This is a genomic window from Gryllotalpicola sp. CP2-P1 (genome assembly GCF_057512245.1).
The window spans coordinates 1-13,603 of record NZ_JBLRDT010000064.1; the positions used below are offsets into that span (position 1 = coordinate 1).

Sequence of the window (13,603 nt, forward strand, 5' to 3'; positions counted from 1 at the left end):
GCCCGAGCAGGCGCGTCAGATCGCGCGGCTCACGCCGTCGCCTCGCTACCAGGTGCCGCTGGCGGTGAAGGGCCTCCTCGCCACCGGCGGAGCCCACGCCGAGGGCTTTCGGGCCTTCAACGGGCTGCGCGTCGTCGTCGACCGTGCGGTCACGAGCGCAGACGATCCGTCGATGGTGGTCTTCGCCGACGGCGCGGATCCCGATTCCGACATTCTCGAGGGCCCCGCGTGGCAGGGTCAGGGCGCTGGGGATTTCCCGGCCGCGGTGCAGTTCCGGCTGACCAGCGACCTCCCGCTCAGCCTGACATCGGCCTACGACGGCGGCACGGCCCTGCAATTCGTCTTCGACAACTCGGACAACGAGGTCCTGGTCTTCCTCGAGGAGTGAGGCGCACCCGCCCTCACGCTCGTCGGCGCGGGCTTGCCACTGCGCAACCCTAGACCGCGGCGAGCTCGGACTCGGCCGCGAGCTCGGTCTTCCAGCGCACGAGCGAGCGCACCGTCTGACTCGCGTCCTCGCGCAGCCGCGCCATGGCGTCTTGGGGCACGTAGTAATTGATGGCCAGGAATCCGCGCACCTGCTCGTCGGGGTCGTCGACGAGCGCACGCAGCACGTCGCAGGGCGTCGCCTCGTTGCGGGCGACGCACGCACGCACGCCGGCGTCCGGATCGCTCGCGAGCTTCTCGAACAGATCGGCCGGCGTGTTGTAGCTCGAGGCGACCGCCTCGCGGATCTTCGGGTTGTCGTTCGTCGCGAGCAGCCGCAGGCGGCGGATCTTGCTCTCGGTCACCGGGGGAGCGGGGTGCAGCTCGGCGACCTGCTCCGGCGTCAGCTGGCTGGGCGCGAGCCGCCTCATCTGCTCGCGCTGCGCGGGGGTGTTGAAGCGGATGCACGACATGTCTTCACGCTAACCCCGGCCCCCGACGGCTGCGGAACTGTGACACGCGGCGCAGCGCACACAGCCGCCCCGGTTAGGGTCGAACACAGCCATGAACGCCCTGCTCGCCCGTCTGGAACCGACCTTCCGCTTCCTCGACCGCGTCGCGGGCGGCCGACACGCGGAAGTCGTGGCCGCGCCCGAGGCGGTCGCGCACCCGCGCACCCGGCAGGTGTTCGCTCGCGTCGCATGGCTGCTCGGCCTCGAGCTGCTGCTGGGGCTCGGCGCGGTCGGCATCGCAGTCGGGCTCGCGCGGCATGGGGCATCCGTCACCCTGCCCGTGTGGACGCGCACGGTGGTCGTCCTCGGCATCACGACCACGCTGTTCTACTTCACCTGGCGCGCATCGCGCGGCTGGTACTGGGCCTACCAGCGCCTGCTGCTGTTCACGCGGGTCTTCCCGGTGGTCACACTCGTGCTCGCTGCGATCCCGCACCTCTACCCGGCGTGGATGATCACCGAGCAGATCGCGTTCAGCCTCATCCTGCTCGGCATCGGCGCCTACCTCGGCTCAGCGCAGCTGCGCGAGGTCTTCCCGCGACCCGCCCGGGCCGCCGCGCCGCCGCGGGAACCAGGGCACGAGCGCTGAGACCCGCGCCTGGTAGTCGGCGTATTCGGGGTAGCGCTCGCGCGAGATCTGCTCGGTCATGCGGGTCGAGCCGATGAACAGAACCGTGAGCAGCGCCGGCCCGATCACGGTCCACTGCCACAGCGAGCCGGCGGCGACGCACCCGAAGAAGAACAGCAGCCACCACTGCGCCTGCTCGAAGAAGAAGTTCGGGTGGCGCGAGAGCCGGAAGAGCCCGGTCTGCAGGAAGCGCACCCGCGGCTCGCGCCCGGCGGCGCGCTCGCCCTTCTTCCACTGCTGGAACCGCCACTGCTGCTGATCGGCGACCGTCTCGCCCACGAGCGCCGCGAGGAACGCGGCGGCGAGCACCGCGTCGATCGCCGTCAGGGGCCGGGGATGCCGCCACGCGGTGTACGCGGGAAGGGAGATGAGCAGCAGCAGCACATTCTGGTAGCAGACGATGAAGAGCAGATTGAACACCTCGAACAGCGGCCGGGGCATCCGCGCCCGCAGATAGGCCCACCGGTAGTCCTCGCCGCCGCGTGCGTAGCCGCCCTTGCGTGCGAAGTTGAAGGTGAGCCGGATGCCCCACAGCGTCACGAGCACTGCCATGAGCACGAGCCGCGCATCGCTCAGCCCGGCCGCGGCGGCGAACACCCAGACATACGCGAGTGGGACGATCGACCAGATCCGGTCGACCCACGAGTGCTCCCTGGTGACGAGCGACAGCGCCCAGGTCAGGGCGCACACGCCGACGAGAATCCAGATATTCACGAGAAGTGGGGACACGGGCTCATCGTAAGCGCGTGTTTGGCCGGTTCCCCGCCGTGTCCTTTCCGATACGCTGAGGGGACGAAGGAGGACGATGGTGGCAGACGAGAACCCCCTGCGCGAACCGGCGAGAGCCAACGAAGCGACGACAGCGCGCTTCGGTGAGGAGTTTGCCCAGGCGATGAACGTCGACGGCACCGGCGTGACCGCCGACGAGCTCGACGCCATCAACGCGCTGCCCTCCGGTTCCGCGCTTCTCATCGTCCGTCGCGGTCCCAACACCGGCGCGCGCTTCTTGCTCGACGCCGACACGACGGTCGCCGGCCGGCACCCAGACGCCGACATCTTCCTCGACGACGTGACGGTCTCGCGTCGTCACGCCGAGTTCACTCGGCACGGCACCCTGTTCGAAGTGCGCGATCTCGGGTCGCTCAACGGCACCTACTACGACGGCGTGCGCATCGAGTCCGCGCTGCTCGTCGACGGCGCCGAGGTGCAGATCGGCAAGTACCGCTTCACGTTCTACGCGTCGCGCGCCGATCTGGGCAAGAACGACCCGGGCAAGAAGTAGTGGCGCGCTCGGCGGCCCAGGCGAAAGACGCCGGGCCGGTCCTTCTGAGCATCGGGCAGGTGCTTGCGAAGCTGACGCCGGAGCACCCCGAGCTCACCCCGTCGAAGCTGCGCTTCCTCGAAGAGCAGGGGCTCGTGTCGCCGGCTCGCACGCCCTCCGGCTATCGCAAGTTCTCGCCCGAGGACGTCGAGCGACTCAAGCTCGTGCTCTCGATGCAGCGCGACCACTACCTGCCCCTCAAGGTGATCCGCGACCACCTCGCCGATCTGGATGCCGGGCTCAGCCCGATGCTTCCCGGTGGGGTCGCGGCCGGCGGCCGGCCCGCACGACCCCACATGCTCTCGACCGGGCGGCGCTTCACGCGCGACGAGCTGCTGCGCGAATCCGGCGCCACCTCGCAGCTGCTGAGCGATGCTGTCAGTGCCTCGCTCATCCAGGCGTCGGAAGTTTTCGGCGAGGACGCCCTGCAGGTTCTGACGGCTCTCGTCGAGCTCGCGAAGCGCGGCATCGAGCCGCGGCACGTGCGCGCCTTGCGCGCCGGCGTCGAGCGTGAGCTCGGCCTCATCGAGAGCGCGATCGCGCCGCTCGCGCACCGCCGCGACGCCTCCGGTCGGGCGAAGACCGCCGACACCGCGCAGGAGATCGCCAGGCAGCTTGACGCCGTGCGACGTACCCTGCTTCAGGCGGGGCTCGACCGTCTCACGCCCTGACCTCGGGCAGCGGGAGACGAGCCTTCAACCTCAACTTGAGGCTGAAAGTTGCGACACGCCGAGGCCCAGGTGCCCGATGTGATTGCCCGCCCTGCCGGTGCTGAGTACCGTTTACTCAGTGCCGATCGAAAGCATTCGGTCGGAGCCCCGCACGCGATGAAAGGTACGCGCATGAGCGAAGCCGCAGGCCCCGAAGGGCGCCTCGATCTGCAGTACCTCTTCACCGACGGCCTGCCCGACATGGCAGACGAAGTGGGCTACAAGGGCACGGTCGCGGCGAAGGCAGCCGGCATCAGCTATCGCCAGCTCGACTACTGGGCGCGCACCGAACTCGTCGAGCCGACCGTTCGCGGGGCATCCGGCTCGGGCTCGCAGCGCCTCTACGGCTTCCGCGACATCCTCGTTCTCAAGCTCGTCAAGCGCCTGCTCGACACCGGCATCTCCCTGCAGCAGATCCGCGTCGCCGTGAACCAGCTGCGCGAGTCGGGCGTGACAGACCTCGCCGAGACGACGCTCATGAGCGACGGCGCATCGGTGTACCTCTGCACCTCCAACGACGAGGTGATCGACCTCGTCAGCCAGGGCCAGGGCGTCTTCGGCATCGCGGTCGGTCGCGTGCTGCGCGAGGTCGAGGCGAGCCTCGTCGAGATCGATCCTGTCGAGTCGGCGGACCCCGCCGACGAGCTGGCCGCACGCCGCGCCGCCCGCAAGCAGGTCAGCTAGCGCCACACCTCTTCGCGCGGCGACACGAGGTGTCGCTTTGCGAGGGTGGTTCTTCATGCGGCGACACTAGCTGCTGCTTTGCGAGGCGTGATTCTTCGTGCGGCGACACTAGGCGCTGCTGCGCGAGGGGTGGTTGTTCGCGCGGCGACACTAGCTGCTGCTCTACGAGCGCGGTTCTTCATGCGGCGACAATCCTGGTCGGTTAGCGGCGCCGATTCCACCACGGAATGTCGCCGGACGGGATCACGGCCGCCGCAATGCAACATCTAGTGTCGCCGCGCGTGGTGGCGGGGGTGCTTTGTGGCATCTAGTGTCGCCGCGCGTGGTGGCGGGGGTGCTTTGTGGCATCTAGTGTCGCCGCGCGTGGTGGCGGGGGTGCTTTGCGGCATCCAGTGTCGCCGCGTGAGCGGGGGAGGACGCCAGACGACATTCCGTGCCGGAAAGGCCACCGGAAGCGCCGCCCGCGACTGCGTCGCGGCGGCACCGTTCGGGCGATTCGCGCCGCCGAACCGACGCGCTACGCCTCGGCGATCTCGGGGCGGTCTGCGCCGCGGGTGACGGGCTCTGCGCCCTCCTGCGCGTACTCGCCCAGGCGGGCCGTGCGCAGGACGCGCTCGAGCAGCAGATCAAAGTTGTGCGCCATCTCTTGAGCGGACTCGCCGGGCCACACGTGCAGCGGCTTCGCTGCGCCCTGGGCCTGCTGCAGCGAGGTGCGCTCGGGCAGCTGAGGGGAGAGCACGAGCGGGCCGAACATGTCGCGCAGCTCCTTGATGCGGAACTGGTGCTCGAGGGACTGCACGCGGGCGCGGTTCACGATGATGCCGAGCGGCTGCAGCCGAGGAGCGAGACCGCGGCGGATCTCTTCGACGGCACGCAGCGCACGGTCGGCGGCGGCGACAGAGAAGAGGCCCGGCTCGGTGACGACCGCGACCCGGTCGGAGGCGGCCCATGCGGTGCGGGTGAGCGCGTTCAGCGAGGGCGCGCAGTCGATCAGCGTGAGGTCGTATTCGTGCTCGAGATGCACCAGCGCGTCTTCGAGCTTCCACAGGTCCTTGACCGAGGGGTGCGGGCCGTCGAAGTTGATGGCGGACGGCGAGCCGATCATCACGTCGACCTTGCCGGGGCGCCCGCGGGTCCACCCGCTGGGGGCGATCGCCGCTCGGACGATCTTCTCCTTCGGGCTGGCGAGGACGTCTGCGACGTTCAGATGGCCGGCGACCGAGATGTCCATTCCGGTCGACACATCGGACTGGGGGTCGAGGTCGATGACGAGGGTGCGCAGACCCTTGGCGAACGCCGCCGACGCGAGTCCGAGGGTCACTGTGGTCTTGCCGACACCGCCCTTGAGGGAACTGACGCTGAGTACGTGCACGCCTAGAAACCTACCGTCAGTGGCATGAAGGAACCTAACCGTTCCCTGCGTATGAGCGACTCATGAGGCGAGCTCGATTCGGCCATTCCGTTCGCGGCGACGCCGCCGTAGTCTGCAGAAATGGCAGAGAGGACAGGCCAGCGCGTCGATGCCTCCGACGAGGCCGTCGACGAGCCCCGCACGATCACGGTCAGCCTCGAGCTGCCGCCGCAAAAGCCCCACGAGACGCCCGACGACGAGGTCGCCGTCGCCATCCCGGAGCGCCCGGTCGACCCCGGCCGACTGCCGTCGGCGCCCAGCATCCGCTCGATGACCCTCGTCACGCCTCAGATCGGCCCCGCTGCGGTGACGACGTCGGCGGCCGCCTCCCGGCGCGAGCGGCTGCGCGGCGAGCCGAGCGAGCTGCCCGAATCCGCGGCGATGCTGACGGCAGACCGCATTCTCGACGTGAAGCGGCGGCCGAAGTCGAGGCCGACCGGTGCCTGGAACCGCTTCGTCTACGGTGCGACCTTCACGGGCGTGAATCTCGGCGATTCGAAGGCCGAGCGACACCGCAAAGAGCTCGACCACCGCATCCGTCGCGAGCTGACCGGGGGAGCGCGCTTCATCCCCGTCCTCACCCGGAAGGGCGGCGTCGGCAAGACGACCGTGACCGCGCTTCTCGGCATGGCCCTGTCCGATGTGCGAGACGACCGGGTCGTCGCCGTCGACGCGAACCCCGACCGCGGCACACTCAGCGAGCGGGTGCCGCACCGCTCACTCGCCACCGTGCGAGACGTCGTGCACCGCGCGAACTCGATCGCCAGCTACACCGACTTCACGCAGTTCGTGAGCCATGACGAGACGCGGCTCGACGTGCTCGCCTCCGACACCGACCCCAACCTCTCCGAGGCCTTCGACGAGGACGACTACAACGTCGTCGCCGACCTCGCGAGCCGCTACTACTCCTTCGTGCTCACCGACTGCGGCACCGGCATCGTGCACTCGGTCATGCGCGCCACCCTGAAGCGCGCCGACGAGATCGTGATCGTCTCCGGCGGCAGCGTCGACGAGGCCAAGCTGGCCTCGGAGACCCTCACCTGGCTCGACGCGAACGGCTACGGCGAGCTCGTGCAGAACGCCGTCGTCGCGATCAACACGGCGACGCAGGGCACGAACATGGTCATGCTCGACGAGATCGAGGCGCACTTCCGTTCCCGCGTGCGCGAGCTCGTGCGCATTCCCTACGACCCGCTGCTCGCCGCCGGGTCGGTGGTGCCCTATCACCAGCTCAAGCCGCTGACCCGCGAAGCCGCCCGCACTCTTGCGGCGCTCGTGGTCGACGGGCTTCCGGACCCGAAGGGCTGAGCGCCGCGGGCGCCCGCGGATAGGATCTGCGAGTGACCGTGCGCCCCATCCGCCTGTTCGGCGACCCCGTGCTGAAGACCGTGTGCGACCCTGCGATCCCCGGCGAGGGCGGCTTCGACGACGGCGTCAGAGCGCTCGTGGCCGACCTCGTCGACTCGGTGCAGCTGCCCGGCCGCGCCGGCGTCGCGGCGAATCAGATCGGCGCGACGCTGCGGGTGTTCAGCTATAACGTCGACGGCCAGGTCGGCTACCTGATCAACCCCGAGGTCGTCGAGGTGCGCGGCGAGAAGGAGCCCGTGGGCGAGGGATGCCTGAGCGTGCCGGGTCTCTGGTTCGAGACGGCTCGCCACCCCTGGGCCCGCGCGGTCGGCTTCGACGTCGACGGCAAGCAGGTCGAGGTGCAGGGCGAGGGCGTGCTCGCCCAGGCCCTGCAGCACGAGACCGACCACCTCAACGGTCTGCTCTACCTCGACCGGCTCGAGAAGCAGAGCCGGCGCGAGGCGATGAAGCAGATCCGGGAATCCGACTGGTTCTGAGCCTGGCCCCGGGCCTCAGCCCTGCAGGGACATCGCGCGCGTGGGCACGCCCGCATAGAGCGCGTCGATCTCGGCAGCGAAATCCTTCACGATCACACTGCGCTTGATCGACAGCTTGGGCGTGAGATGGCCGCTCGCCTCGGTCCACGTCGTCGGCAGGATCGAGAACTTCCTGATCGACTCGGCGCGCGAGACGCTCTCGTTGGCGTGGTCGACGGCCCTCTGCACCTCGGCGAGCACGGCGTCGTTCTGCACGGCCTCTTCGAGCGACATGTGCTCGTCCTGGCCATTGTTCTTGAGCCACACCGGCAGCATCTCGGTGTCCAGCGTGATGAGCGCCGCGATGAAGGGCCGCTGCTCGCCGACGACGACGATCTGGTCGATGAGCGGGTTGGAGCGCGCGCCGTCCTCGAGAACGGCAGGGGCGACGTTCTTGCCGCCGGCCGTCACGATGATCTCCTTCTTGCGGCCGGTGATCGAGAGGTAGCCGTCTTCGTCGAGCGCACCGAGGTCGCCCGTCTTGAACCAGCCGTCGTCGAACGACTCGGCGGTCAGCTCGGGCTTGTGCCAGTACTCCTTGAACACGCACACGCCCTTGATCTCGATCTCGCCGTCTGCCGCGATCCGGATCGCGTTGCCGGGAAGCGCGGGGCCGACGGTCCCGATCTTGGACGCGCCCGGCAGATTCACCGAGACGGGCGCCGTGGTCTCGGTCAGCCCGTAGCCCTCGAGGATTTCGACCCCGAGCGCCGAGAAAAAGTGGCCGAGGCGGGTCGACAGGGGCGCAGAGCCGGAAACCGCGTACTCGACCTGGCCGCCCATCTTCGCGCGCAGCGTCGAGAGCACGAGCTTGTCGAACAGCTTGAACCTGAGGCTGAGGCCGAACGGCACCTTGCCCGTCGCCTTCGCCTCGGAATACGCCACAGCGGTGTCGGCCGCGGCGCGGAAGATCTTGCCCTTGCCGCCGGACTCGGCGATCTGCTCGGCGGTGTTGTAGACCTTCTCGAACACCCGCGGCACCATGAGCAGGAAGGTCGGCCGGAACGACTGCAGCGAGTCCATCAGCTTCGTGGTGTCGGCCTGATGACCGACCCGCACGCCCGCATGGATCGACACGACCGAGATGAAGCGCGCGAACACGTGGGCGATGGTGATGAAGAGCACCGTGGATGCCCGATCCTCCAGCACCGGGCCGAGCTTCTTCCCCGCGTTGCGCGAGAGCTCGACGAAGTTCGAGTGCGTCAGCACGACGCCCTTGGGGCGCCCCATCGTGCCGGAGGAGTAGATGAGCGTCGCGATGTCGTCGCCCTTCGCGAGCTTGCGGCGGCGCTCGATCTCGTCATCGGGCACGTCGACGCCGGAGGCGACGAGCTTGTCGAGGTCGCCGAGATCGATGTGCCAGACCTTCTGCACGGCGGGCAGGTCGGCGGCGACCTCGTCGAAGGCGGCGAAGTGGCGGGCATCCTCGAGGATGACGCCCGTTGCGCCCGAGTCGGTGAGGTTCCACGCGAGCTGCGAGGGTGAGCTCGTCTCGTAGACGGGAACGAGGACGCCGCCCGCGAACCACATCGCGAAGTCGATGAGCACCCATTCGTAGCGGGTGCGGCTCATGATGCCGATCTTGTCGCCCGGCTGCACACCCGCCGCGACGAAGCCCTTGGCGAGCGCCCGCACCTGGTCGAGGAACTCGGCTGCGGTCACGTCGCGCCAGCCGTCGCCCTCGGGAATCCCGAACAGCACCTTGTCCGGGGTGAGCGCGACGCGCTCGACGAGCAGGTCGGTGGTGTTGGCCGACGGGTCGGCCGGGACGATGGCTGGAATCGCGGATTCGAGCACGGTAACTCCTTCGGTACCGATGACCGCGCCATGACAGTGGCGCGGCTGACTGCATACACTCTAGACAGTGTCCCCGGGACGTTCTGTCCTCAGTACATCCGACACTCAGCTGCAAACGAAAGGCGAGACCGCGTGCACGCGATCGGCATCGACATCGGTGGAACGAAGATCGCAGGAGCGCTCGTCGACGAAAAAGGCCAGATCGTCACGCAGTTGCGCAAGCCAACTCCTGCGGGCGACTCCAAGGCTCTCGAGGACATCGTCGTCGACATGATCAACGAGCTGGCGGACGGAACGGATGCCGTCGCCGCCGGCGTGGCGGCGGCGGGGTTCATCGACGCCACGCAGTCGATCGTCTACTACGCGCCGAACATCAACTGGCGGCACGAGCCCTTCCGCGACAAGCTCGAGAAGCGGGTCTCCGTTCCCGTGATCATCGAGAACGACGCCAACGCCGCCGGCTGGGCCGAGTTCCGCTTCGGCGCGGGCAAGAACACCTCCGACATGGTGATGCTCACGATCGGCACGGGCGTCGGCGGCGCGATCGTGGCGAACGACCGCCTGTTCCGCGGGGGGTTCGGCGCCGGCGCCGAGCTCGGCCACATGCGGGTCGTGCCGAACGGCCTGCCGTGCGGCTGCGGTGCGAACGGCTGCATCGAGCAGTACGGCTCGGGCCGTGCGCTGCAGCGCTACGCCAACACGCTCGCCGACGCGGGCGGCATCGGCCAGGCTCTCGCCGACGTGCGCTCGAAGAACGGCAACTACCTGCACGGCAAGGACATCGGCGACCTCGTCGACCAGGACGACCCCGGTGCCCTGCAGGCGCTGCGGCAGCTGGGGGACTGGCTCGGGCAGGCCTGCGCCAGCTTCGCCGCCATCCTCGACCCCCAGGTCTTCGTCTTCGGCGGCGGCGTCGCCTCCGCCGGCGAGAAGCTGCTCGCACCGGTGCGGCAGGCGTTCCTGCAGACGCTCCCGGCCCGGGGCTACCACCCCGAGCCCGAGTTCCGCATCGCCGAGCTCGTCAACGACGCCGGGGTCGTCGGCGCCGCCGACGTGGCGCGCCAGCACGCCGTCGCCACTGCCAAGTGAGCCGCATCGGGGGCATCCGTTGAACGCGTTCTTCTGGTTCCTCAAATACGTGCTTCTCGGCCCGCTGCTGCGGGCCGTGTTCCGGCCGTGGATCACGGGCCTCGAGAACGTGCCCAAAGAGGGCGCGGCGATCCTCGCGAGCAACCACATCTCGTTCTTCGACTCGATCTTCCTGCCGCTGATGGTCGACCGGCACGTCGCCTTCCTCGCCAAGAGCGAGTACTTCACCGGCCGCGGGCTCAAGGGCTGGCTGACGAAGATGTTCTTCCTCGGCACCGGGCAGCTTCCGATCGACCGCTCGGGCGGCAAGGCGTCCGAGGACTCGCTGAACACCGGCTTGCGGGTGCTCGCGTCCGGCGAGCTGCTCGGCATCTACCCCGAGGGCACGCGCAGCCCCGATCACCGCATGTACCGCGGTCGCACGGGCATCGCACGCATGCTGCTCGAGGCGCGGGTGCCGGTGATCCCGGTCGCGATGATCGGCACGCAGGAGCTCATGCCCAACGGCGTGAAGCTGCCGCGCATCCGCCGCGTCGGCATCGTCGTCGGCGAGCCGCTCGACTTCTCGCGCTACGCGGGGCTCGAGGGCGACCGCTACATCCTGCGCGCCGTCACCGATGAGATCCAGTACGAGCTGTGGCGCATCTCCGGCCAGGAGTACGTCGATGTCTACGCGAGTTCCGTGAAGGCGACGACGCCGAGCCTGAACCGCTGACCGATAGACTCGCTCTGCTATGACGTCCCTCGTCGAGACCCCCGCAGCCCTGACCGATCCGCTCGTTCTCGCGGGTCTCGACCACTGGCGCACGCTGCCGATCAAGCAGCAGCCGAACTGGCCAGACCCGGCTGCCGTCGCGGCCGCGAGCGCCGAGCTCGCGACGCTTCCCCCGCTCGTGTTCGCGGGCGAGGTCGACCAGCTGCGTGACCGGCTCGCCGCCGCCGCCGCGGGCAACGGATTCCTGCTGCAGGGCGGCGACTGCGCAGAGACGTTCGCCGACGCGACCGCCGACCGCATCCGCAATCGCGTCAAGACCGTGCTGCAGATGGCCGTCGTGCTCACCTACGGCGCATCGCTGCCCGTCATCAAGGTCGGCCGCATGGCCGGTCAGTTCGCCAAGCCGCGCTCAAGCGACACCGAGACGCGGGGCGACGTGACGCTGCCCGCCTACCGCGGCGACATCGTCAACGGCTACGACTTCACCCCCGAGTCGCGCGAGGCCGACCCCGCACGCCTGGTGCGCGGCTACCACACGGCCGCGTCGACGCTCAACCTCATCCGCGCCTTCACGCAGGGCGGGTTCGCCGATCTGCGCCAGGTGCACAGCTGGAACAAGGGCTTCGCCGAGAACCCCGCCAATGCGCGCTACGAGGGCATGGCCCGTGAGATCGACCGGGCCGTGCGCTTCATGGAGGCATGCGGTGCCAACTTCGACGAGATCAAGGGCGTTGAGTTCTACGCGAGCCACGAGGCGCTGCTCATGGACTACGAGCGCCCGCTGACGCGCATCGACTCGCGCACGGGCACGCCGTACGACGTCTCGGCCCACCTGCTCTGGGTGGGCGAGCGCACCCGCGACATCGACGGTGCGCATATCGACTTCCTCTCGCGTGTGCGCAATCCGCTCGGCGTCAAGCTCGGGCCCACCACGACGCCCGACGACGTCTTCCGGCTCATCGACAAGCTCGACCCCGAGCGCGAGCCGGGGCGTCTCACGTTCATCACCCGCATGGGTGCGGGGCGCATTCGCGAGGCGCTGCCCCCGCTGCTCGAGGCCGTCAAGGCCGAGGGGTCGACGCCGCTGTGGGTGACCGACCCGATGCACGGCAACGGCATCACGACCCCCACCGGCTACAAGACGCGCCGCTTCGACGACGTCGTCGACGAGGTCAAGGGCTTCTTCGAAGCGCACCGCGCTGCGGGCACGCACCCCGGCGGAATCCACGTCGAGCTCACCGGCGACGATGTGACCGAGTGCCTCGGCGGCAGCGAGATGATCGACGAGGCGACGCTGGCGACCCGCTACGAGTCGCTGTGCGACCCGCGGCTCAACCACATGCAGTCCCTCGAGCTCGCCTTCCTCGTCGCCGAAGAGCTGCGGAAGAACTAGCCCTTCAGGCCGAGGCTGTGCCTGATTGCGCTCAGCCCTTCAGGCCGAGGCTCTGCCTGATTGCGCTCAGCCCTTCAGGCCGAGCGTCAAGCTGATGTTCGTGCCCTTGCGCTGCTTCGAGTTCGCGTCTGGGGTCTCCTTCGAGACGACGATCATGCCGTCGGCGAAGACCCCGATGGGCAGCCCCGAGAACGTGTCGGGGACGGTGACCGTGAAGCCCGCCTTCTCGAGTGCCTGCTTCGCGTCGGCGGGCGTCATGCCCGTCACGTCGGGCACGTTGAACAGCTGAGGGCCGTTCGAGACGTCGAGCAGGATCGTGTCGCCGGGGCGCACCGGCCCGGAGTTCGCAGGGGCCTGCGCGATGACCGAGCCCTTCGGCACGTTGTCGTCGTACTTCTGCTGGCCCTGGCCGAACGACAGCTTCGCCTTCGCCAGCTCGGCCTGCGCCTCGGCGAGCGGCTTGCCGACGACATCGGGGACCGGCCCGACCGAGACCACGAGGTTCACGGTGTCGCACTGGGTGAAGGCGCCGCCGCCGGTGATGTCCTGGTCGTCGGTGGCCTTCGTCGCCGAGATCACGGCGCCGTTCGCGACCTTCGAGCTGAACTGGTTGTCGACCGTGGTCCCGACGAGCGACTTGGCGCCCGTGATCGCCTGCTTCGCGGCCTCGAGCGAGAGGCCGCCGAGTGGCGGGATCGTGTTCGGCTGGTGCCCGCGCGAGACGTCCAGGGTGACGGTGCTGCCCTTGTGCACCAGGCGCCCCGCGCTCGGCCGCGCACCGGCCACGTGGCCCTCGGGCACCTCGCAGCTGTAGACGGGGCTCTGCTTGGCGACGAGGTCGACGTTCTGAAGAGCGGATGCCGCGTCCTGCGCGGTCTTCTCACGCAGCGACGGCACGGCGACGAGAGCGCCGGGGCCGGCGCCGAAGTACCAGCCGGTGCCGGACGCGAGGCCCGCGGCGAGCATCAGAGCCGCGAACAGCCACCAGCCGCGACTGCGGCGATGCCGGCTCACCGAGGCGAGCTTGCCGACGG

15 protein-coding genes are annotated in these 13,603 nt (G+C 69.1%); 10 read left to right on the top strand and 5 right to left on the bottom strand.

What is annotated here, in order from left to right:
• On the top strand, window positions 1–388 hold a 388-nt coding region (locus ACM2XV_RS07010; RefSeq protein WP_487026416.1), incomplete at its 5' end, for a hypothetical protein.
• A 49-nt stretch (window positions 389–437) separates the two neighbouring features.
• Here the strand turns inward: ACM2XV_RS07010 and ACM2XV_RS07015 are convergent.
• Window positions 438–899, bottom strand: a complete 462-nt coding sequence (locus ACM2XV_RS07015) for a hypothetical protein (RefSeq protein WP_344778244.1) — start codon at window positions 897–899, stop codon at window positions 438–440.
• Window positions 900–990: 91 nt separating this feature from the next.
• On the opposite strand from ACM2XV_RS07015, the gene ACM2XV_RS07020 reads away from it, so the two are divergent.
• A complete protein-coding gene (locus ACM2XV_RS07020) occupies window positions 991–1,527 on the top strand; it encodes a hypothetical protein (RefSeq protein WP_487026417.1) in 537 nt (178 codons plus the stop codon).
• On the opposite strand, the gene ACM2XV_RS07025 is transcribed toward ACM2XV_RS07020, so the two are convergent.
• Window positions 1,450–2,295, bottom strand: coding sequence for a DUF1295 domain-containing protein (locus ACM2XV_RS07025; RefSeq protein ID WP_344778240.1), 846 nt, complete (start codon window positions 2,293–2,295; stop codon window positions 1,450–1,452). The two genes, ACM2XV_RS07020 and ACM2XV_RS07025, sit on opposite strands and share 78 nt — an antisense overlap.
• A gap of 76 nt (window positions 2,296–2,371) precedes the next feature.
• On the opposite strand from ACM2XV_RS07025, the gene ACM2XV_RS07030 reads away from it, so the two are divergent.
• From ACM2XV_RS07030 to ACM2XV_RS07040, 3 genes are all read left to right on the top strand, one after another.
• Complete coding sequence (locus ACM2XV_RS07030) at window positions 2,372–2,848, top strand: FHA domain-containing protein (protein WP_425553476.1); 477 nt, start codon at window positions 2,372–2,374, stop codon at window positions 2,846–2,848.
• Window positions 2,848–3,558, top strand: coding sequence for a transcriptional regulator FtsR (gene ftsR, locus ACM2XV_RS07035; RefSeq protein ID WP_487026418.1), 711 nt, complete (start codon window positions 2,848–2,850; stop codon window positions 3,556–3,558). Before ACM2XV_RS07030 ends, ftsR begins: the two co-directional genes overlap by 1 nt.
• A 171-nt stretch (window positions 3,559–3,729) precedes the next feature.
• A complete protein-coding gene (locus ACM2XV_RS07040) occupies window positions 3,730–4,281 on the top strand; it encodes a MerR family transcriptional regulator (RefSeq protein ID WP_344778234.1) in 552 nt (183 codons plus the stop codon).
• A 517-nt stretch (window positions 4,282–4,798) separates the two neighbouring features.
• Here the strand turns inward: ACM2XV_RS07040 and ACM2XV_RS07045 are convergent.
• The gene (locus ACM2XV_RS07045) at window positions 4,799–5,653 is read right to left on the bottom strand and encodes a ParA family protein (RefSeq protein WP_344778231.1); all 855 of its coding nucleotides are present in this window, start codon (window positions 5,651–5,653) and stop codon (window positions 4,799–4,801) included.
• Window positions 5,654–5,773: 120 nt separating this feature from the next.
• Between ACM2XV_RS07045 and ACM2XV_RS07050 the strand changes: the two genes are divergently transcribed.
• The gene (locus ACM2XV_RS07050; protein WP_487026419.1) at window positions 5,774–7,000 is read left to right on the top strand and encodes a MinD/ParA family ATP-binding protein; all 1,227 of its coding nucleotides are present in this window, start codon (window positions 5,774–5,776) and stop codon (window positions 6,998–7,000) included.
• A 32-nt stretch (window positions 7,001–7,032) separates the two neighbouring features.
• On the top strand, window positions 7,033–7,536 hold the full coding sequence (locus ACM2XV_RS07055; RefSeq protein WP_344778227.1) for a peptide deformylase: 504 nt from the start codon (window positions 7,033–7,035) through the stop codon (window positions 7,534–7,536).
• A gap of 15 nt (window positions 7,537–7,551) precedes the next feature.
• Here the strand turns inward: ACM2XV_RS07055 and ACM2XV_RS07060 are convergent, their stop codons facing one another.
• Window positions 7,552–9,372 (bottom strand): AMP-dependent synthetase/ligase, encoded by a 1,821-nt coding sequence (locus tag ACM2XV_RS07060; protein WP_344778225.1) that lies wholly within the window; start codon window positions 9,370–9,372, stop codon window positions 7,552–7,554.
• Between the two features lie 132 nt (window positions 9,373–9,504).
• Here ACM2XV_RS07060 and ACM2XV_RS07065 point away from each other — a divergent pair, with 132 nt between their 5' ends.
• The 3 genes from ACM2XV_RS07065 to ACM2XV_RS07075 are packed head-to-tail and all read left to right on the top strand — an operon-like array spanning window position 9,505 to window position 12,569.
• Entirely contained in the window at window positions 9,505–10,461 is a 957-nt protein-coding gene (locus tag ACM2XV_RS07065; RefSeq protein ID WP_487026420.1) for an ROK family glucokinase, read from the top strand.
• A gap of 19 nt (window positions 10,462–10,480) precedes the next feature.
• Window positions 10,481–11,176 carry a lysophospholipid acyltransferase family protein gene (locus tag ACM2XV_RS07070; protein ID WP_487026421.1) on the top strand — a complete coding sequence of 232 codons (696 nt, stop codon included), beginning with the start codon at window positions 10,481–10,483 and terminating at the stop codon, window positions 11,174–11,176.
• A gap of 19 nt (window positions 11,177–11,195) precedes the next feature.
• A complete protein-coding gene (locus ACM2XV_RS07075; protein ID WP_344778219.1) occupies window positions 11,196–12,569 on the top strand; it encodes a class II 3-deoxy-7-phosphoheptulonate synthase in 1,374 nt (457 codons plus the stop codon).
• Window positions 12,570–12,635: 66 nt separating this feature from the next.
• On the opposite strand, the gene ACM2XV_RS07080 is transcribed toward ACM2XV_RS07075, so the two are convergent.
• Window positions 12,636–13,603, bottom strand: a 968-nt coding sequence (locus tag ACM2XV_RS07080; protein WP_487026422.1) for a PASTA domain-containing protein, incomplete at its 5' end; no start/stop codon positions are given.